Genomic DNA, 19,277 nt, shown 5'->3' on the forward strand with positions numbered 1-19,277 from the left:
CAGGTATCGGACGAGCAGACGCGGAAGGAGGTGCATCATGGCCGAGCAGGACACGCTGACCGAGCTGCGCCGCCGTGGCCACGAGGCCGGGATCCAGGGCAGCTCCAAGATGAGCGAGGACCAGCTGCGCGAGGCCCTGTCCAAGGTGGACAGGGGGGAAGACCCGATTCAGGCCAAGCGCGAAGCCAAAGGCTGGCAATGATTTTCACGCGCGCCCGGAGATTTCGGCTCCGGGCGCGATCGTGTCGCCGGGCGTGGTGGTCGGCGGTCGGTGGGAGCCGCGTCGTAAGGTCGCGGTATGCATGCGGTGACGCTCGACGAGTTCGGTGGGCCCGAGGTGATGCGATGGGCGCAGGTGCCCGATGTGGGGGCGCCCGGGCCCGGTGAGGTGTCGATCGATGTCACGGCCGCCGGGGTGAATCGGGCGGATCTGCTGCAGCGGCAAGGGCTTTACCCACCGCCGCCCGGGGCGAGCGACATTCTCGGACTGGAATGTTCCGGCGTGATCGCCGAGGTCGGATCCGGCGTCCAGGAGTGGCAGCCGGGGGACCGGGTCTGCGCGCTGCTGTCCGGGGGCGGATACGCCGAGCGGGTCGTGGTGCCCGCGACCCAGGTGCTGCCCGTGCCGGAGGCATTGGACCCGGCCGCCGCGGCGGCGCTGCCGGAGGTGGCCGCCACGGTCTGGTCGAATCTGGTCATGCGGGCGGGGCTGCACGCCGGACAACTGCTGCTGATTCACGGCGGCGGCAGCGGCATCGGCACCCACGCCATCCAGGTGGCGGTGAGCCGGGGCGCGCGCGTGGCGGTCACCGCCGGATCGCAGTACAAACTGGACCGCTGCGAGGAACTCGGTGCGAGCATCCTGATCAACTATCGCGACCAGGATTTCGTCGCGGTGCTGGGCGAATCGGGCGGCGCCGACATCATTCTCGACAATATGGGCGCGGCCTATCTGACCCGCAATGTGGAGGCGCTCGCCGAGGACGGCCAACTGTGCATCATCGGCATGCAGGGCGGGGTCCGCGGCGAGCTGAATCTGTCGGCGCTGCTCGGCAAGCGCGGCACCGTGCACGCCACCAACCTGCGCCGTCGTCCCGCCACCGGCCGCTCGAGTAAGGGCGAGATCATCGCCGACCTGCGCCGCCACCTCTGGCCGCTGATCGCCGACGGCACGGTCGTGCCCGTCGTCCACGCCGAACTACCGATCACCGAGGTCGCCGAGGCTCACCGCCTCTTGGATTCGTCCGACACGGTCGGCAAGGTCATTCTGCGAGTGCGCTGACCCGGAGTTCAGTCCAGCGCGGCCAGGGCCCGCCCCAGCTGGTCGATCTCGAATTTGGTTGTGTACGGGGCCAAACCGATGGTCACCGCGCCGCCCTCGTCGTTGACGCCGAGGGCGTCGAGCAGGCGGCTGCCGCCGTGCACGCCGCTGAGCGTGCCGATGCGGTGGTCGGCCAGGCGCGCGGACACCTTCTCGGCCTGCATCCCGGCGATGGTGAAACTTACGGTGGGGATTCGCGTGGAGGCGCGGCCGATCACCGTCAGATTCGGAATGCGGTCCAGCACCTCCATCAGGTGCTCGAACAGGTGGTCGTGATAGTCCTGCAGCGAGGTGATCGAGATTTCCAACCGCTCCCGGCGGGTGCCCGCGGCCTGCTCGTCGAGCCCGGCGAGATAGTCGATGGAGGTGGTCAGCCCGGCCAGCAGGGCATATTGATGGCCGCCGACCTCGAGCCGCTCGGCGCCCTTGGCATAGGGATTCAACGACATCGAGGGAATGCGATCGAGGAAGGCGGGATCGCGGAACACCAGCGCGCCGATCTGCGGGCCGCCCCACGCCGGGGCCGACAGCGCCACCACGTCGGCATTGAGCTCATCGATATCGATCAGCGCATAGGGCGCGGCACCGAAGCAGTCGGCGACCAGCAAACCGCCCACCTCGTGCACGCGATCGGCGGCCACCCGCACGGCGGGCGCGGATCCCACGATCGGCGAGGCGGCCGTCAAGGCGACCAGACGCGCAGTGGGACCGATCAACTCCTCGAATTGCCACGCCGGCATTTCACATGTCTCGATTTCCACCTCGGCCCAACGCACGTGCGCCCCATATCGGTTGGCGATGCGCAGCCACGGCGCCACATTCGCCTCGTCGTCCAGGCGCGACAGCACGATCCCGGTGCCCAGCCCCAGCCGCGAACTCAACGACTCGGCCAGCCAGGCCAGCAGCACCGCCCGATCCGGGCCGAGCACCACACCCGCCGGGTCGCCGCCGACCAGATCCGCGACCGCCTCCCGGGCCGCGTCCAGAATGGCGGCGCTGCGCCGGGCGGCGCCGTGCCGATTCGAATGGGAAAATGCGGAGGTACGGAAACCTGTTGATACGGCGCGAGATACCGAATCCGGGACCAGCATGCCCGCCTGCGGATCGAGGTGGATCCAGCCGTCGCCCAGGGACGGTATCAGGCCCCGAACCCTCGCGACGTCGTAAGTCATGTTGGCCACTCTAAGGGCAGCGGGCAAGTCGGCGTAACCGTGTCGCCGGCAACTGTCCGGTTGTCGGTACCTGCGCGCCGGGCGGACGATCCGCTACCGCGCGGGCAACCGGGTGTGACATCACGCAGCATGGCAACCGACTTTCAGCGAAACCGAACCACGAGGCGGACAAGACCGCAACAGGATACTTGCGGTCACGAACGCCCATACCCCCGATGGGCACCCCCGCCCCCACTTAGCGCGCATCGACCGGACGCGACATGATGGGGATCATGACGCAATCGGACGGAGCACCGGATTCCATTGTGGTGATCGGACCCGAGGGCCGCCCGCTGGTCATTCCGGCGGGGGCCCAGGGTGACGCGCCCGTCACCGGTCAGGTCGTCGGCGAGAATGCCGAAGGGGCGGATTCCGACGGCAAGGACGAATCGCTGGCCGACATGGTCGAACAGCCGGCCAAGGTGATGCGCATCGGCACCATGATCAAACAGCTGCTCGAGGAGGTGCGGGCCGCGCCCCTCGACGAAGCCAGCCGCAATCGCCTGAAGGAGATCCACAAGACCTCCATCCGCGAGCTGGAACAGGGCCTGTCGCCGGATCTGCGCGACGAGCTGGAGCGGCTGGCGCTGCCGTTCAACGAGGACTCCGTTCCCTCCGACGCGGAGCTGCGGATCGCCCAGGCCCAGCTGGTCGGCTGGCTCGAGGGCCTGTTCCACGGCATCCAGACGGCGCTGTTCGCCCAGCAGATGGCGGCCCGGGCGCAGTTGGAGCAGATGCGCCACGCGCTGCCGCCGGGCGCGCAGGTGCAGCGTGAGGGCGGTCAGCACGGCGGGTCGTCCCCCGGCCAGTATCTGTAGGGCCGGGCAGTCGCTGTATGCAGGCGTAGCGCTGCTCAGCCGTCGGTTCCGCTACAGTCGAGCACTGTGCCTGCAGCAGCTCCAGCCGAGTCGGCAACCGCCGAACAGAGCCCGGTCGACGCCCCGGTACCGCTAGTGTCGGATTCACAGTCTTTCGGACGTGCGTTCAAGGACCTGCGCGGTGGATTCGCGCAGCGTGAGCTGTGGCTGTCGCTGGGGTGGCAGGACATCAAGCAGCGGTATCGGCGGTCGGTGCTGGGGCCGTTCTGGATCACCATCTCGACCGCCGTGCAGGCCGCTGCGATCGGGCTGCTCTACGCCACCCTGCTCGGCCAGCCGCTGTCGAAGTACCTGCCGTACGTGACGGTCGGCATCATCGTCTGGAACGTGATCGAGGCCAGCATTCTCGAGGGCTCGGACGTCTTCATCGCCAACGAGGGCCTGATCAAACAGCTGCCATCGGCGTTGAGCGTGCACGTGTACCGGCTGGTGTGGCGGCAGTTCCTGTTCTTCGCGCACAACCTGGTCATCTACGCGGTGATGCTGGGCGCGTTCAGCATCTGGCGCGATCTGCGCTGGACCGTGCTGCTGTCGATTCCGGCGATCGTGCTGATATTCCTCAACGCCATGTGGGTGTCGATCGCGTTCGGCATCTTCAGCACCCGCTACCGGGACATCGGCCCGATCCTGGGCAGCCTCACCCGCATGCTGTTCGTGCTGACTCCGGTCATGTGGTCGACGAACGTCCTGCACGATCAGGGTGGTTCGGTGAGTGAGCGGGCCCGATTGGTCGAGCTCGTCCCGACCTATCACTACCTCGAGATCGTGCGCGCCCCGCTGCTCGGCGAGCCGATCGTGCTCCGGCACTGGATCGTCGTCGGAGTGTTCACCGTGGTGGGCTGGGTGGCGGCGATATTGGCCATAAAGCGATTCCGTTCCCGTGTCCCCTACTGGGTGTGAAGGCTCAATGACCGACCACGTGAGTATCGAAACCCGCAATGCCTGGGTCGAATTCCCGATCTTCGACGCCAAGTCGCGGTCGCTGAAAAAGGCCTTTCTAGGGAAAGCGGGCGGCTCGATCGGGCGCAATCAGTCCGATGTGGTGGTCGTCGAGGCGCTGCGCGACATCACGCTGTCGCTGAAGGAGGGCGACCGGATCGGTCTGGTCGGCCACAATGGCGCGGGCAAATCGACGCTGCTGCGCCTGCTGTCGGGTATCTACGAGCCCACCCGAGGCAGCGCGCGCATTCGCGGACGGGTGGCGCCGGTATTCGATCTCGGCGTCGGCATGGATCCGGAGATCTCGGGCTACGAGAACATCATCATCCGCGGCCTGTTCCTCGGGCAGACCCGCAAGCAGATGCTGGCCAAGGTCGACGAGATCGCCGAATTCACCGAATTGGGCGAGTATCTGAACATGCCGCTGCGCACCTATTCGACCGGTATGCGGGTGCGCCTGGCGATGGGCGTGGTGACCTCGATCGACCCGGAGATCCTGCTGCTGGACGAGGGCATCGGCGCGGTGGATGCGGAATTCATGAAGAAGGCGCGGCACCGGCTGCGCGACCTGGTCGCCCGCTCCGGCATTCTCGTGTTCTGCAGTCACTCCAACGAATTCCTCGCGCAACTGTGTGACACTGCAATCTGGATCGACCACGGACAGATGAAGATGCAGGGTGACATCGTGGACGTGGTGCGGGCCTACGAGGGTCCGGAGGCCGGCGACCACGTCGCCCAGATTCAGCGCGAGCTGGAAAAAGAACGGGAACTGGAGCGTAATTCCGCATGATCGATCAGGCGGCTTCGCCCGCACCCGGCGGTTCGGCCCGCATCATTGCGGTGGTCGTCACGCACAAGCGGCGGGAACTGCTGGCCGAATCGCTGAAGGTGATCTGCGCGCAGACGCGCCCGGTCGATCATCTCATCGTGGTCGACAACGCCAACGAGCCCGAGGTGGGTGAGCTGGTGCGGCAGCAGCCGGTGGAGTCGACCTATCTGGGATCGGAGCATAATCTCGGCGGCGCGGGCGGTTTCGCGCTCGGCATCCTGCATGCGCTGACGCTCGGCGCGGGCTGGGTGTGGCTGGCCGACGACGACGGCCGCCCCGAGGGCCCGGAAGTACTGGAGACGCTGGCGAATTGTGCTCAGCGGCACGGGCTTTCGGAGGTGTCGCCGGTCGTGGCCGATATCGACGATCCGAACCGGCTGGCCTTCCCGCTGCGGCGCGGGGTGGTGTGGCGGCGGCTGCGCTCCGAACTGGGCGAGGAGGACTTCCTGCCCGGGATCGCCTCACTGTTCAACGGCGCCTTGATCTCCGCCGAGGCGATCGACGTGATCGGGGTTCCGGATCTGCGGCTGTTCGTGCGCGGCGACGAGGTGGAGGTCCATCGCCGGCTGGTGCGCTCGGGCCTGCCGTTCGGCACCTGCCTGCAGACGGCCTATCTGCATCCCAACGGGTCGGCCGAATTCAAGCCGATCCTGGGCGGGCGCATGCACACCCAGTACCCGGACGATCCGGTCAAGCGCTACTTCACCTATCGCAATCGCGGCTATCTGATGGCCCAGCCCGGCATGCGCAAACTGCTGCCGCAGGAGTGGGCCCGGTTCTCCTGGTTCTTCCTGGTGCAGCAGCGCGATCCGGCCGGGCTGCGGGAGTGGTTGCGGCTGCGGCGCCTGGGTCGGCGCGAGCAGTTCCACAAGCCCGACCAGCCCTCGAAATAAATGGATTGCGGCCCACCGGGCCGTGCTGTCATCGTTGTACCCACACAGACGAGAACTCGTCGGAAGGCGAAGGAGGTGGAATACGTGAAAGCGAACGTTCGGGTTGTCGCGCGCGTGCAGCGGCTCGGAGACGAAAGCCGCGCTGCCGCACGTACTTCCGCCCTCTGCCTGATTCACTGAGCCCGGCGTCGGGCTCGGTGCCCGACGAAGGATGACTCCTCATCATGGTCGATTACGACCTTCTCGTACCTTACGGCTGGACTGCAGCCGTTTCCGCTGCGTACGCAGGGCTGCTCGACACCGGCTGGGTCCCGGCCCGCGTAATCCGGATGGACCGCAGCGAATGCGACGTCGCGATGCCGACCGGCCTCGCACGCGCTCGCTGCCCGCGGGCGGATACCAACGTCAACGGCCTGTGTACCGGCGATTGGGTGGCATTGGATGCCGACCTCACCGTGCGACGGATGTTGCCGCGGCGCTCCGCCATCGTGCGCGCCGCGGTCTCCGGACGCTCGGAGGCACAGGTATTGGCCGCGAATGTCGATACCGTCCTGGTGTGCACCGCCGCCGACGGCGATGTCGACCTGGGCCGCATCGAGCGAATGTTGGCGCTGGCCTGGGAATCCGGTGCGCAACCGGTGGTGGTGTTGACGAAAGCCGATCTGGCCGTGGACATTCCGGTCGACGAGGTGCGCGCGATCGCGCCCGGCGCCACGACGCTGGCGGTCAGTGCGACCACCGGCTGGGGTATGGACGTGCTCGCCGCCGTGCTCGATGGCACCGTCGTGCTGCTCGGACCGTCCGGCGCGGGCAAGTCGACGCTGGCCAACGCCCTGCTCGGCGAGGAAGTGTTCGCCACCGACGAGGTGCGCGCCGCGGATAAGCGCGGCCGGCACACCACGGTGCATCGCGAGCTACGGCCGCTGCCCGCCGGCGGCACTCTCATCGATACGCCCGGCCTGCGGTCGGTGGGTCTGTGGGACGCCACCGAGGGATTGAGCCGGACGTTCAGCGATATCGAAACCCTTGCCGCCGAATGCCGTTTCGCCGATTGCGCGCATCAATCCGAACCGGGCTGTGCGGTACTCGCCGCGCTCGAATCCGGCGAACTGCCGCAGCGCCGCTTCGACAGCTACCGCAAACTGCAGCGCGAGAACGAATGGCTCGCCGCCCGCACCGACGCCCGCCTGCGCGCCGAGCGCCTGCGGGTGTGGAAGAACATCGAGAAGTCCCAGCGGTCGGTGTACCGAGAGAGGCAGTCGCGGCGGCGATAGATCCCGAGATCCCGGCAACCTCCGCGGCTATGCAACTTGTTGCATAGCCGCGGAGGTTTAGCCTAGGGTGCGAATCGGGCGGATATGACGCCGGGAGGCCGTCGGCTCGGGATCATCGAGTCGGGGGCTGTCGCACGAGATGGGAGCGAGCTATGACGGAAGCAGGCAGGGCGCTGGCGGGCCGGACCATGATCATGTCGGGTGGTAGCCGGGGTATCGGGCTCGAGATCGCCAAGCGTGCGGCGGCCGACGGGGCCAACATCACGCTGATCGCCAAGACCGACCAGCCGCATCCGAAATTGCCCGGCACCATCCACACCGCCGCGGCCGAACTCGAGCAGGCCGGTGGCACCGTCCACAAATTCGTCGGCGATGTGCGCGACGACGAGGCGGTGGCGACGGCGGTGCGGGAGACCGTGGAGCGGTTCGGCGGGATCGACATCGTCGTGAACAACGCCTCGGCGATCGATCTGTCGCCCACCGAGCTGCTGCCCATGAAGAAGTACGACCTGATGCAGGACATCAACTGCCGCGGCAGCTTCCTGCTGTCCAAGCTGTGCATCCCCGCGCTGAAGGATTCCGCCCAGGCCGGCCGCAACCCGCACATCCTGACCCTGTCGCCGCCGCTGAACCTGGACCCGAAATGGGCCGGGCAGTCCCTCGGCTACACCATCGCCAAATACGGCATGTCGCTGACCACGCTCGGACTTGCCGAGGAGCTGCGCAAGTACGGCATCGGGGTGAACTCGCTGTGGCCGCGCACGACCATCGCCACCGCCGCGGTGCGCAATCTGCTCGGCGGCGAGGAGATGGTCTCCACCTCCCGCACGCCCGACATCTATGCCGACGCCGCCTATCTGGTGATCACCTCTCCGGCCAAGGACACCACCGGGAACTTCTTCATCGACGAGGATGTCCTTGCGGCTCACGGTATTACGGATCTGGACAAGTACCGCGTGACTCCCGGCGACGGCCCACTCACCACAGATCTGTTCCTCTGACCATCGCCGAGACCCGGCGCAAGACACGATAATTCGGGGCTCACTCAACCGTAACGAGACCTGTTGGTCGGACGACCAATTATTGGCATATCTGTGTGCGCAACAGCGAAATGTGTTGCCGCACAGTGGTACTCGTGCTAACACGCATGACTGACATCACGTACCGACCGTCCGTTTCGCCGGTAGCGTGGATTTCGGGTCGGGGCTACGGATTAGGAGTGATAAAGATGGGTCAGCGGTTGAAGTTCGGCCTCGGCACCGCCGCCGTGCTGGCGGCCACGGTCGGCGTGCTCGCACCGCAGGCGACCGCCGAGGAGTTGGCACCCGGCCTGTCCTGCGAGAAGAACACCTGCCGCAACGACACCGATGACATGTACCGGGTGGAGGTCGCGGTGACGTGCTGGAACGGCACGTATACGACCACCCGTTACGTCGCGGAGCACAGCACTCGATTCCTGGACGACTTCGGGTGCGCCCCCCGCCAGGAGCCGGGCCACTGGGAACATCGGCCGGACCGGATGGGACCCGACGGCAAGTGGGAACATCAGCCGTCCGAATTCGAACCGGGCCGGTTCATCCCACAGCACCCTACGAAGATCGAGTATCTCAGCGCGGTCGTCGACAACGACCCGCAACCGGCGCCGTCGTCGGGTTCGGCCGGATCCTGATCCGAGCACACCGATGCGGGACAATGCCTGAGGCGTTGTCCCGCAGCCGTTTTCAATCACGAACCGATGTTCCAGCGGATTCCCGCGCCTCGCGTTCGGCCAGTTCCTTCAAGGTCAGCAACTGCTTGCGCATCATGATGAAATCGCCGAACACCAGCGGTGCGAGCAGCAATGGGCGGCCACGGAAACGCACCCGGACATGCAACCTGCTGCCGGCGCCGTCCGGGTGCACGGCATAGGTCACCTCGACTATCGGCGAATGGAGCGTGACGTGCCGCGGCGAAGCGAACGAGACGAGCCGGAACTGGCCCATGAAATCTTGTCCCACAGCGAGATTCGTCAGCTCGGGCGAGCGCTGCCGGGGACTGCGGCGGCCGAAATTGTCCAGCAGATCATAGCTGTACGGCGCGGCCCGCAGCTGGCACACCCAGGCGAAGACCAGCTCCGGTGGGGCGGCTATCGAGATCGCACGGTCACAGACCGTCACCGGGCCGGAAAATTCGCTGTCACAGGGTAATTCGGCGGCGATCTCGTCCGGCCTGGTACCCCATACCTGGCCCGGAACGACACCGCGGCGCCCTTCGACCCCGGCCGCAAGACGCCACAGAATGCCGCGCATGATCGTGGCGTGCCCGCCGCTCCCGATGACCAGCGCCCGATAGATTCGTCCCGGCAGACCCGGAAATTCGGCCCTCGTCTCGGCGGCGAGGCGGGTCCGTCCGGGTGACAGCTCGTCGAGGGTGAGTATCAGCGCATACCGCGAGAATCGGTGGGACCCCTCCAGCACCAATCGCCGGGGCGGGTCCTGCTCGGTCGGGGCGAAGGTGCTCGACCTGGGCCGCCCCGCGGAATCCTCGCCCATGGAGCGCCACAGCGCGTCCCATACTCGTTCCGGATCCGCTGCGATTACTCTGGTATGCCGGTCAATATAGGGCAAGCGCTCCATATAGAAGGAACGTACTAGTATATGGCTCCGCCTCGCAAGCACGACACCGATGTGATCCTCGACGCCGCGCGCACGCTGGTGCTGCGCGACGGCCCCCGCGCGGCCGGCGTCGCCGCCATCGCCGCCGCGAGCGGCGCCCCGGTCGGCACGCTGTATCACCGCTTCGGCAACCGAAACGGCGTCCTCGTCGCCACCTGGATCCGCGCCCTCGAGCGATTCCAACAGCGGGCAATGACGGCCGGCGACCACACCGACCCCATGGAGGCCGCCGTAGCCATGGCCGTCGCCACCATCGAGTTCGCCCGAGACCTCCCCGACGACGCCAGCTTGCTCCTCCAACTGCGCCCCCGCGACCTCCTCGACGGCGAACCCGACACCGACCTCCGCGAACGCCTGGACCGCATGAACGCCCCCTTGATAGAGCGCCTCCACGTCCTGACCGAACAGCTCTACGGCACCGACGACGAACGCACCATCAACCACCTGGCCCTAGCCGTAGTAGACCTCCCCTACGCCGCCCTCCGCCGCCACGCCCGCACCGGCGTCCCCCCCTGGCTCCCCACCGAAATAGCCGAAGCCACCCGCACCCTCCTCACCAACCACCCCTGATTCCGAGACGTACCGGGGTCAGATGCCGTAGAGGCGTTCCCAGTTTTCTCGGCTGGTGAGGGTGGGCATGGCGGAGCGGTATTGGTGGGTGAGGGTGGGGAGGTCGCGGCGGAGGCGACGGAGGGCGCGGTAGGTGCGCAGGAGGAGGGCGCGGGCCCTGGCCTTGTCGCGCTTGCGGATTCGGACGCCGGATTGGGAGGCGTCGGTGACGACGACGTGGTCGAACAGGGAGACGTGCCACCAGTAGGCGTCCTCGCGGGTGACCGCGACCGTGCCGGGCTGGACGCGGCCGGTCCACTGCTGGATCGCGCGCTTGATCAGCACCAGCAGCGGACGGCTGGGCTCACCGCTGGCGCGGCGCACCTGCACCTCGGCATTGGTGATCGGCGCGGTCGCGGCCGGATGTTTGATCGTCTCCGGATAGTCGGCCCGGGTGGACCGGGCGGCCGCGAGCGCCGCCACACCACCGTCCTGTAGCACCTGCGGACCCTTCAGGAAGTCTTCGATGCCCTGCAGCGTGGTGTGGGCCAGGCCGTACTGCATGGCGACCAGCATCTCGCTGATCTCCCGGAACAGCTGGCGGGTAACCTTTTTCGGATCCAGCTCGGTGTGCAGAGCGGAGACGATGAGCGAATTGCGCGAGGAGAAGTAGCGCGCCCAGTCGTCGTAATCCTTCCAGTAGAAGTCGGCATGCCACACCGCCGCATTCGGCAGGGTCACGGTGACGAAGCCGTGTTCGCGGGCGCGCAAGCCGAATTCGACATCGTCCCACTGGAAGAACAGCGGAATCGGCAGCCCGATTCGCGCCACCACCTCGGCGGGGATGAGACACGTCCACCACGCGTTGTAGCCGGCGTCGACCCGCCGCTCCTGATGCTTCTTGAGCATGCTGGTGTTGCGCAACGCCTTCGACACCTTCTGGCCGTGCCGCAGGATCGCCAGATTCGTCTCCTCGGCACCGACATTCAGATAGTCGGGGTTGAGCAGGAACAGCATCTGCGCGCCGACCAGGGTCGGCTCCACCGTCATATTCGCGAAGGCGTTGAGCCGCACGACGGTTTCCGGCTCACACAGAATGTCGTCGTCCATCAGGATCACATCGGCATGCTCGTTGGCCGCCGACACCTCGTACAGTCCGCGCGTGAAACCGCCCGCACCACCGAGATTGGGCTGGCGCAGATACCGCAGCTTGTCACCGAACTTCGGCGCGGTCTCCCGATACAGCGGCCGGTTCTCGACCAGATCGGTGCCCTGGTCGACGACGTACACCGCATCGATCGCGGCCAGCACGGTCGGATCCGAGGCCAGCGCCGCCACGGTGTGCGCACAATCCTCGGCGCGGTTGAAGGTGCAGATCGCAATGGCAACGGGGCGAACATGATCCGGCGCGGTCGCGGTCCAGGTCAGTTCGCCGATCGCGAGTTCGCCGCCGACGGCATCGAATTCCAGCCACAGCGCGCCACCGTCGACGTACTGATCCAGCGGCGCCCGCAGCACCACGCGACCGTCGGCATGCACATCCGCGCTATCGATGATGCGGCGATGCCCGGCGATATCGGAGGCGGCCAGCCGAACTCGGGCCCGATCGCCCACCTCGAGGGTCATACCGACCTCGACCTCGGTCACCGTCGTCCAGCGCTGCCAGTAGCTGGCCGCGAACCGGCCGAAGTAGGTGTTGGTGTGCAGCCGACCGCCCTTGTCCAGCCGCAACGCCAGCCGCTCCCGGTGCGCCTTGCCCTTGACCACGGCGTACAGCTCGTCGCTGATCTTCGGTGAGGGCCCGGTGAAGACGCCGCGCTGCAGCACGAGCCGGTCGGGAGCCTGGTGGTCGGCCCGCAGAGCCGCGGGCGCGGGGTCGGCGATTCGCCGGTCGTTCTCTGTTGCGGTCACGGCCTGGCCAGCCGACTGGTCCATATGGATTTCCCTCGACATCCTCGACGTTCGAAAGCCCGACATTTCTGGACGCACCGGTCACGGGCGCGGCGGGCTGAAGAATATCAATCTGCTCTCAGACCGGCATTGCGAGAGGTGCGCAACTCACTCGACCACCACGGCCCGCTTCGAGGCCCCGGTGAACACGAACTTGTCGTAGGCCCAGTAGCGGAACAGCACGGCCACGATCTGGCCGATCAGCGTGCCCGAGATGTTGTCCGACAGCGGCGACGACAGCTCCAGCACATAGCGGGAGAACCCCAGGCAGCCCAGCTGCAGGCCGATGGCGATCACATTGAACAGCGCGTAGAGCAGGTATTCGCGGGCGGGGCTGCCGCCCTTCTTGTGCGCGAAGGTCCACCATTTGTTGCCGAAGTAGGTGACCACCGTGGCCACCCCGATCGCAATGATCTTGGCCGGGAGCGGCGCGTGATACAGCACCCCTTCCCCACCGGCGAAGACCAGCAGGTTGTAGGTCCCGGCATCGACCAGGAAACCGACCGCGCCGACGACCAGGAAAGCCCCGCCTTTGCGGATCGCGGCCGCCACCTCGGCGAGCGGGGACACGCCGGTCGACTCCCCCTGCTCGGTCACGATCTCACCTCTCGACACCCGGCCGACGGTACCGCATGGGCAGGACGGGTATCTCAATACAGTGAGGGTTACCGGGCGGGCCCAGGCGACTGCCCTGTACCCTCCCGGTGTTCGTATTTCACCGTCCGGTTTCGAAATCAATGAGGGATTGACGGGGTGGACCCCACCGAGCTTCGTATCGCCGCAGTGGTGCCCTGCCACAACGAGGAGGCCGCGGTCGCCAAGGTCGTCACGGACCTCAAGGCCGCCGTGCCGGGCATCGTCGTGTATGTCTACGACAACCTCAGTACCGACGCGACCGCCGAGCGGGCCCGCGAGGCCGGGGCGATCGTGCGCACCGAAACCACCAAGGGCAAGGGCAATGTGGTGCGCCGGGCCTTCGCCGACATCGAGGCCGACGTCTATCTGATGATCGATGGCGACGACACCTACGACGCGTTCGCGGCGCCGCTGATGATCAAGACCCTGCTGGAGGGTCCCTACGACCACGTGCTGGGCGTGCGCAAACAGGACGAGGGCGCGCAGGCCTACCGGACCGGCCACGAAACCGGCAACAAGGTGCTCAACGGCGTGGTCGGCAAGGTGTTCGGCGAGAACGTCGAGGACATGCTGTCGGGCTACCGGGTGTTCTCCCGCCGATTCGTCAAGAGCTTCCCGGCGGTGTCGCGCGAATTCGAGATCGAGACCGAGCTGACCGTGCATTCGCTGCACCTGCGGGTGCCGCAGACCCAGGTGCCGGTCGGTTTCCGGGATCGCCCGGCGGGCAGCGAGAGCAAGCTGCGCACCTATCACGACGGTTTCAAGATTCTGGCGCTGATCATCGGACTGGCCCGGCACGAGCGACCGGTCGCGTTCTACGGCCTGTTCGGCACGCTGGCCTGGCTGCTGTCGGTGATCCTGATCGTGCCGATCGTCGTGGAGTTCTACCAGATTCACGAGGTGCCGCGGTTCCCGACGCTGTTCCTCGGCTTCACCCTGCTGCTGCTGGGCAGCCTGGCGTGGACGGCGGGCCTGATCCTCGACGGCATCCGCCGGTCCCGGCACGAGGCCGCGCGCCTGATGTATCTGCGCTATGCCGCGGTCGGCGCCCAGGCGCCGGACCACGCGGAACAGGCCCCCCGATGACCACCCAGGCCGAGCGGGAAACGACGAGCGACCCGACGCCTGTTCTCGATCAGCGACCCACCGCACCGGCCTCCGCCACGGCGGTACTGAGCCGGGCGGTGCACTGGGTGCAGCGGCACATCGGCCTGGGCGCGGCCGCGTTCGTCGTCGTGGCCGCTGCCTTCGGCGTGATCTTCTCCGTCGTCACCCCGCCGTTCTGGGGCCACGACGAGATCACCCAGTTCGGCCGGGCCTACCAGGTGGCGCACGGCGGTTTCACGCCGCATCGGATCGCCGACGACCGCGGTGTCGCCTACGGCGGCGATATCCCGGCGAGCATCGACGGCCTGATGAGCTACGCCTTCGACGACTACAACCACAATCCGGGCGAGCCGGATCCGATGGTCGCCGACCCCGTCGCCTACGACCTGCTCGGTTCGGGACCGGTGACCACCACGGTGGCCACGCCGGTCTGGTTCACCAATACCGCCGCATACTCCCCCGTCCCGTATGTGCCTGCGGCGGTGGGCATTCGGCTGGCGCAGGCCCTCGACCTGAGCGTGGGCGCGACGGTGGAGCTGACCCGGTTGGCCGGGCTGGTCGCCTATCTGGCCGTCGTCGCCTTCGCGCTGCGCGCCCTGCGCGGCTATCGGGTGCAGTGGCTGGCGTTCACCGTCGCCGTGCTGCCGATCGCGCTGTTCCAGGCCGGGACGGTCACGGCGGACACCCTGACCAACGCACTGGCGATCCTGGTGTCGTGCCTGCTGGTGAAGGGCCTGTTCCTGCGGGCGGAGCTGACGCGGTGGGAGACCGCCGCGGCGCTGGCCGCGACGATCGCCCTGCCGCTGAGCAAGCCGACCTATGTCCTGCTGGCCATGCTCGTGGTGTTGATTCCGGCCCGGCAGTACCGATTCGGGAACTGGTTGCGCTGGCTGCCGTGGTGCGGTGCGGCACTGGGCGCCGCACTGTTCGCGGTGTGGATGAAGATCGCCGCGCCCACGACCGACGGCATGGGCCTGATGCGGCCACCGGCGCAATGGCATTCGGTGCGCCCGAGTGATCAGCTGGACGGAATCTTCAGCCACCCCGGGCATTTCCTGAGCACCTTCGTCGACAGCGTCTGGTATCGGGATCAGCGCTGGTTCACCCAGTTCTTCGGGGAACTCGGCTTCGCCTACATCGATGTTCCGGCCTTGACGATCCTGGCCTGCCTGCTGGCCTTCGCGGTGAGTGTCGGGATCGCCGAGCGGTTCTCGGCGCCGCGGCTGCGGACGGTGATCGTGGCGCTCACGGTGGCGGCCAGTGTCGCGATGATCTACGTGACGTTGTACATGTCGTTCTCGCCCGTCGACTACTACCTGGTCGATGGGGTGCAGGGGCGGTACTTCGTGCCGTTGGCCGTCGCGGGCGTCGCGGTGTTGCTGCAGTGGATTCCGTTGCGGCTGACCAATGCTCGCGGGGTGACGCCGATGCGTGGGCCCGCGATCACGATCGTGGTGGCGACGGTCGTCGCGTTGATCGCGGCGGTGCTGAAGTACAACTTCCTCGTCTGGGGATAAGGTCTACAGCACCTTTTCGCCCGCGGCGGCGTAGGCGCGTTCGGTGGCTTCCTTCTGCGGGCGCCACCAGGCCTCGTTCTCGCGATACCAGGCGATGGTCGCGGCCAGGCCCGAGCGGAAATCGGGATACCGTGGCTCCCAGCCGAGTTCGCTGCGCAGCAGGCTCGCATCGATGGCGTAGCGCTGATCATGGCCGCGCCGGTCGGTGACGTGGTCGAAATCGTCGGGGTCGCGGCCGAATTCGGCCAGGAGCAGTTGCACCACGGACTTGTTGTCGAGTTCGCCGTCCGCACCGATCAGGTACGTCTGCCCGATGCGCCCGCGCTCCAGGATCAGCCAGACCGCGCGGTTGTGGTCGTCGACGTGGATCCAATCGCGCACCTGATGTCCGGCACCGTACAGCCGCGGCCGCACCCCGTCGATCAGGTTGGTGATCTGGCGCGGAATGAACTTCTCCACGTGTTGATAGGGCCCGTAGTTGTTGCTGCAGTTGGAGATGGTCGCCCGCACTCCGAACGAGCGCACCCATGCGCGCACCAGCAGATCACTGGACGCCTTCGTCGCCGAATACGGACTGGACGGGTTGTACGGGGTGGTCTCGTCGAAGGCGGGATCGTCGGCGTCGAGGTCGCCGTACACCTCGTCGGTGGAGATGTGGTGGTAGCGCACGTCGTGGCGGCGCACCGCCTCGAGCAGCGAATAGGTGCCGACGATGTTGGTCTGCACGAACGGCCACGGCCGGGCCAGCGAGTTGTCGTTGTGCGATTCGGCGGCGAAATGCACCACCGCGTCCACACCGGAGACGAGTCTGTCGACCAGCTCCAGATCGGCGATATCGCCCTGGACGAACTCGATCCGGTCGGCGATGGGCGCGAGCGAGGCCCGGTTACCGGCATAGGTGAGGGCGTCGAGCACCACCACCTCGGTGCCGGGCCGTTCCGCGACGGTCTGATGGACGAAGTTGGCGCCGATGAACCCCGCGCCCCCGGTTACGAGCAGTCGCACGATCGTCAACCTTAACGTGTCCGTCGGGGCCGCCACGACAGCCCGGAGGGGCGAAAACCCGGACGGGCAAAAGCAGAAATTATCACCAGTTGGAAGTAATTTCTCCAGATATCTCACTATCGGTATTCGCTATCGACAGAAGCGAGATCATTTTCGATCGGCAATAATCGGCCAACTTGTGACCTTCGCCACTGATCCCCTAGTGGCTCTTACGGACTCACGGCCGGTGGCAGCGCCCCAACCCCCTACGCGTACTGGATGTTTCGCGCGGCTAACCGGCCGCAAGGAGCCAATGGTGAACAAAATTTGAATGTGCGGACACAGTGGGTTCACCGCGCGTTAGCTGAGCTGGATTTCGATTCTCATGTCCCCCTGAACCACTCTCTACCGAGGTTCCAACAAAATGCTGATGAGGAAATTCGCCGCGACGTCGGCCATGCTGATCGCCGCGCTGGGCGTCGCCGCAGGCACCGTCCACGCCGCGCCGGCGCAGAAGGCCCCCGCGGGCGTCAACGTCTCCTACAAGATCGATGAGCAGAAGAAGAGCATCTCCCTGACCGCCGATGCCGGTTCGGTGGCCGTGGAGGACCACGCGCTGAAGATCAAGGCCGCCGACGGCACCGTGATGGCCGGAACTCCGCTCGAGTTCCGCGTCGACGACTATGTCTTCCCGGTGGCGGCCGAGATCAAGGACAAGACCGCCACCCTGACCCCGAAGCTCGATGTCGAGCACGCGGTCTACAAGCCGGTCGCGCTGCCGTTCGAAGACCAGGCCCAGTGGAAGACCCCCTACGACCGTGAGAAGGATGCCTTCAACCGGATGAAGGACACCATCGGTCTGGGTGCCACCGCCTCGTCGATCATCTCCGGCGTCATCGGCGGCATCATCGGCTGTGGTCTCGGCGCCATCGCCGGCACCGCCCTCACCGGCCCGCTGGCCACCCTGCTGGGCGCGGGCCCGCTCGCCGGCTGCCTCATCGGCGGCGCCGCCCTGGCCGGTGCCTTCGCACTGGTCGGCACCATCCTGATCACCACCCCGGTCGCCATCGCCGCGGTGATCCAGTACTTCACCACCATCAACCAGCCGTTCACTCCCCCGGCCAAGTAATTCCATCCCGGCAACGGCCCCCTGCCCGGACTTCGTCCGGGCAGGGGATTCGTCGTTGGCGCCGTGCGGGACTCGTTGGTCTCCCCGTAGAGGATTCGCCCATTCGCCACGTGGGATTCGCCGCCACATGGGGATCATCGTTCGCCACGCGGGATCATCGTTTGCGATGTGGGGTTCGCCGTTGCATGCAGCGCAGGGGGATTCGTAGTTCTGGCAGAGCAGCACCCCCGCCCAGCATCCGCTGCACGGGGGTGCTTCATTCAGGCTGCGGGGTCAGGCTGTGCGGGCTATGGGGGTGGGCTCGATGCGGGCCCGGACGAAGCGGGCTGCTCGGGCCAGGGCGGCCCGGCTTTCCGGGAGGTTCGGGAGGATGCTCATGAAGGCGTGGACCTGGCCGCGCCACAGTTCGAGGGAGTGCGGCACGCCCGCCGCGGTGAGGCGTTCGGACATCAGTTCGCAGTCGTAGCGGAGCAATTCGTCCTCGCCGACGATCAGCAGCGCGGGCGGCAGCCCGGACAGGGCGCCGTTCACCGGCGACAGCATCGGGTCCACCCGGCCGTCCACCTCGGCGCCGTACCGAATCATCCGCCGCACCGCCGACATCGGAATGTAGGCGTCGCGAGCGACATTCACATAGCCCCGCTTGGCCTTGTGGTCCAGATCCAGCAGCGGCGAGAGCCCCACCAGACCCGCCGGTGCCGGTAATCCGGCCTCGATCGCCCGCAGCGCCGTGGCAAAGGTCAGGTAGCCACCGGCCGAATCACCGGCGAATACGATCCGCGCCGGATCGACACCGCGGCGCAGTAACCAGCGGTAGGCGGTCAGGCAGTCCTCGATGGACCCGGCGATGGAGGTGGCGGGCACCTGGCGATATTCGACGTTCACGACCGGAAGTCCGGTGCGCCGGGCCAGACTCGCCGCGATCGGGCGATGCGAATCCAGGCCGCACAGGAAGAAGCCGCCGCCGTGCATGTACATCACCACGCCGTCCCGCAGTGCCCGGCGCGCTCCACCCGGCCGGATGATCTCCATCCGGAATCCGCGCAGCCGCACCTGTTCCCGTTCCACCCCGCGCGGCTGCGGCCGCAGCACCGACAGCCGGTCGATCAGCTGACGAGCCAGCGGCATGGTGTGCGGATAGATGGGATAGCGGCGCACGACCGGACCGACCACACCGCGGCAGGCCAGCAGCAACGCCTGCGAGTGCAGGCTGATTCGATCCGGATTCACCACCACGCCGGGACCGGTCTCACGCACCGCTTCACCGATCGGGATCGCCACCATCGTGCACCTACCTCGTTCCCGGCGCGCCGATCACCGGCAGCCGGAATCCCGGCGGTGCTGTCGGCGCTGACGCAAAGTGACCTACCTAACATTTATCGTCCGATCCGCGGCCGCACAAACCT

At 66.9% G+C, this 19,277-nt stretch carries 19 protein-coding genes; 13 read left to right on the forward strand and 6 right to left on the reverse strand.

Features of this window, described 5'->3' with window-relative positions:
- The first annotated feature begins 37 nt into the window (after positions 1-37).
- Together IU452_RS08410 and IU452_RS08415 are read left to right on the forward strand one after the other, a co-directional pair.
- The gene (locus tag IU452_RS08410) at positions 38-202 is read left to right on the forward strand and encodes a hypothetical protein (protein ID WP_195108389.1); all 165 of its coding nucleotides are present in this window, start codon (positions 38-40) and stop codon (positions 200-202) included.
- A gap of 96 nt (positions 203-298) precedes the next feature.
- A complete protein-coding gene (locus IU452_RS08415; protein ID WP_195108390.1) occupies positions 299-1,282 on the forward strand; it encodes an NAD(P)H-quinone oxidoreductase in 984 nt (327 codons plus the stop codon).
- 8 nt (positions 1,283-1,290) lie between these two features.
- Here the strand turns inward: IU452_RS08415 and IU452_RS08420 are convergent, their stop codons facing one another.
- Positions 1,291-2,493 (reverse strand): cysteine desulfurase-like protein, encoded by a 1,203-nt coding sequence (locus IU452_RS08420; RefSeq protein WP_195108391.1) that lies wholly within the window; start codon positions 2,491-2,493, stop codon positions 1,291-1,293.
- 272 nt (positions 2,494-2,765) lie between these two features.
- Between IU452_RS08420 and IU452_RS08425 the strand changes: the two genes are divergently transcribed.
- The 7 genes from IU452_RS08425 (at position 2,766) to IU452_RS08455 (ending at position 9,014) form a co-directional block, all read left to right on the forward strand.
- Positions 2,766-3,350, forward strand: a complete 585-nt coding sequence (locus tag IU452_RS08425; protein WP_195108392.1) for a bacterial proteasome activator family protein — start codon at positions 2,766-2,768, stop codon at positions 3,348-3,350.
- Positions 3,351-3,485: 135 nt separating this feature from the next.
- Positions 3,486-4,310: an ABC transporter permease gene (locus IU452_RS08430; protein ID WP_324192553.1), complete on the forward strand. Its 825-nt coding sequence runs from the start codon at positions 3,486-3,488 to the stop codon at positions 4,308-4,310.
- Positions 4,311-4,317: 7 nt separating this feature from the next.
- Positions 4,318-5,139: an ABC transporter ATP-binding protein gene (locus IU452_RS08435; protein ID WP_195108394.1), complete on the forward strand. Its 822-nt coding sequence runs from the start codon at positions 4,318-4,320 to the stop codon at positions 5,137-5,139.
- Positions 5,136-6,071: a glycosyltransferase gene (locus IU452_RS08440; protein ID WP_195108395.1), complete on the forward strand. Its 936-nt coding sequence runs from the start codon at positions 5,136-5,138 to the stop codon at positions 6,069-6,071. The genes IU452_RS08435 and IU452_RS08440 overlap by 4 nt, the downstream gene beginning before the upstream one ends.
- Positions 6,072-6,295: 224 nt before the next feature.
- Complete coding sequence (gene rsgA, locus IU452_RS08445) at positions 6,296-7,345, forward strand: ribosome small subunit-dependent GTPase A (RefSeq protein ID WP_195108396.1); 1,050 nt, start codon at positions 6,296-6,298, stop codon at positions 7,343-7,345.
- A gap of 152 nt (positions 7,346-7,497) precedes the next feature.
- Entirely contained in the window at positions 7,498-8,346 is an 849-nt protein-coding gene (locus tag IU452_RS08450; protein WP_195108397.1) for an SDR family oxidoreductase, read from the forward strand.
- Between the two features lie 227 nt (positions 8,347-8,573).
- The gene (locus IU452_RS08455) at positions 8,574-9,014 is read left to right on the forward strand and encodes a hypothetical protein (protein WP_195108398.1); all 441 of its coding nucleotides are present in this window, start codon (positions 8,574-8,576) and stop codon (positions 9,012-9,014) included.
- 52 nt (positions 9,015-9,066) lie between these two features.
- Here IU452_RS08455 and IU452_RS38015 read toward each other — a convergent pair whose 3' ends face one another.
- The gene (locus IU452_RS38015) at positions 9,067-9,960 is read right to left on the reverse strand and encodes a hypothetical protein (RefSeq protein ID WP_228817064.1); all 894 of its coding nucleotides are present in this window, start codon (positions 9,958-9,960) and stop codon (positions 9,067-9,069) included.
- Positions 9,961-9,981: 21 nt separating this feature from the next.
- On the opposite strand from IU452_RS38015, the gene IU452_RS08465 reads away from it, so the two are divergent.
- Positions 9,982-10,569 (forward strand): TetR/AcrR family transcriptional regulator, encoded by a 588-nt coding sequence (locus IU452_RS08465; protein WP_195108399.1) that lies wholly within the window; start codon positions 9,982-9,984, stop codon positions 10,567-10,569.
- 18 nt (positions 10,570-10,587) lie between these two features.
- Here IU452_RS08465 and IU452_RS08470 read toward each other — a convergent pair whose 3' ends face one another.
- Complete coding sequence (locus IU452_RS08470) at positions 10,588-12,483, reverse strand: glycosyltransferase (RefSeq protein ID WP_195108400.1); 1,896 nt, start codon at positions 12,481-12,483, stop codon at positions 10,588-10,590.
- Between the two features lie 123 nt (positions 12,484-12,606).
- On the reverse strand, positions 12,607-13,095 hold the full coding sequence (locus IU452_RS08475) for a GtrA family protein (protein ID WP_324192503.1): 489 nt from the start codon (positions 13,093-13,095) through the stop codon (positions 12,607-12,609).
- Between the two features lie 156 nt (positions 13,096-13,251).
- Here IU452_RS08475 and IU452_RS08480 point away from each other — a divergent pair, with 156 nt between their 5' ends.
- Both IU452_RS08480 and IU452_RS08485 read left to right on the forward strand, forming a co-directional pair.
- Positions 13,252-14,220: a glycosyltransferase gene (locus IU452_RS08480; RefSeq protein WP_195108402.1), complete on the forward strand. Its 969-nt coding sequence runs from the start codon at positions 13,252-13,254 to the stop codon at positions 14,218-14,220.
- The gene (locus tag IU452_RS08485) at positions 14,217-15,758 is read left to right on the forward strand and encodes a DUF2142 domain-containing protein (RefSeq protein ID WP_195108403.1); all 1,542 of its coding nucleotides are present in this window, start codon (positions 14,217-14,219) and stop codon (positions 15,756-15,758) included. The genes IU452_RS08480 and IU452_RS08485 overlap by 4 nt, the downstream gene beginning before the upstream one ends.
- Positions 15,759-15,761: 3 nt before the next feature.
- Here IU452_RS08485 and rfbB read toward each other — a convergent pair whose 3' ends face one another.
- Positions 15,762-16,763, reverse strand: coding sequence for a dTDP-glucose 4,6-dehydratase (rfbB, locus tag IU452_RS08490; RefSeq protein WP_195108404.1), 1,002 nt, complete (start codon positions 16,761-16,763; stop codon positions 15,762-15,764).
- A gap of 403 nt (positions 16,764-17,166) precedes the next feature.
- Here rfbB and IU452_RS08495 point away from each other — a divergent pair, with 403 nt between their 5' ends.
- The gene (locus IU452_RS08495) at positions 17,167-17,871 is read left to right on the forward strand and encodes a hypothetical protein (RefSeq protein WP_195108405.1); all 705 of its coding nucleotides are present in this window, start codon (positions 17,167-17,169) and stop codon (positions 17,869-17,871) included.
- Between the two features lie 273 nt (positions 17,872-18,144).
- Here the strand turns inward: IU452_RS08495 and IU452_RS08500 are convergent, their stop codons facing one another.
- Entirely contained in the window at positions 18,145-19,152 is a 1,008-nt protein-coding gene (locus IU452_RS08500) for an alpha/beta hydrolase (RefSeq protein ID WP_324192504.1), read from the reverse strand.
- Positions 19,153-19,277: the final 125 nt, after the last annotated feature.

The organism is Nocardia transvalensis (assembly GCF_015477765.1).
GTDB classification, from domain to species: domain Bacteria; phylum Actinomycetota; class Actinomycetes; order Mycobacteriales; family Mycobacteriaceae; genus Nocardia; species Nocardia transvalensis_A.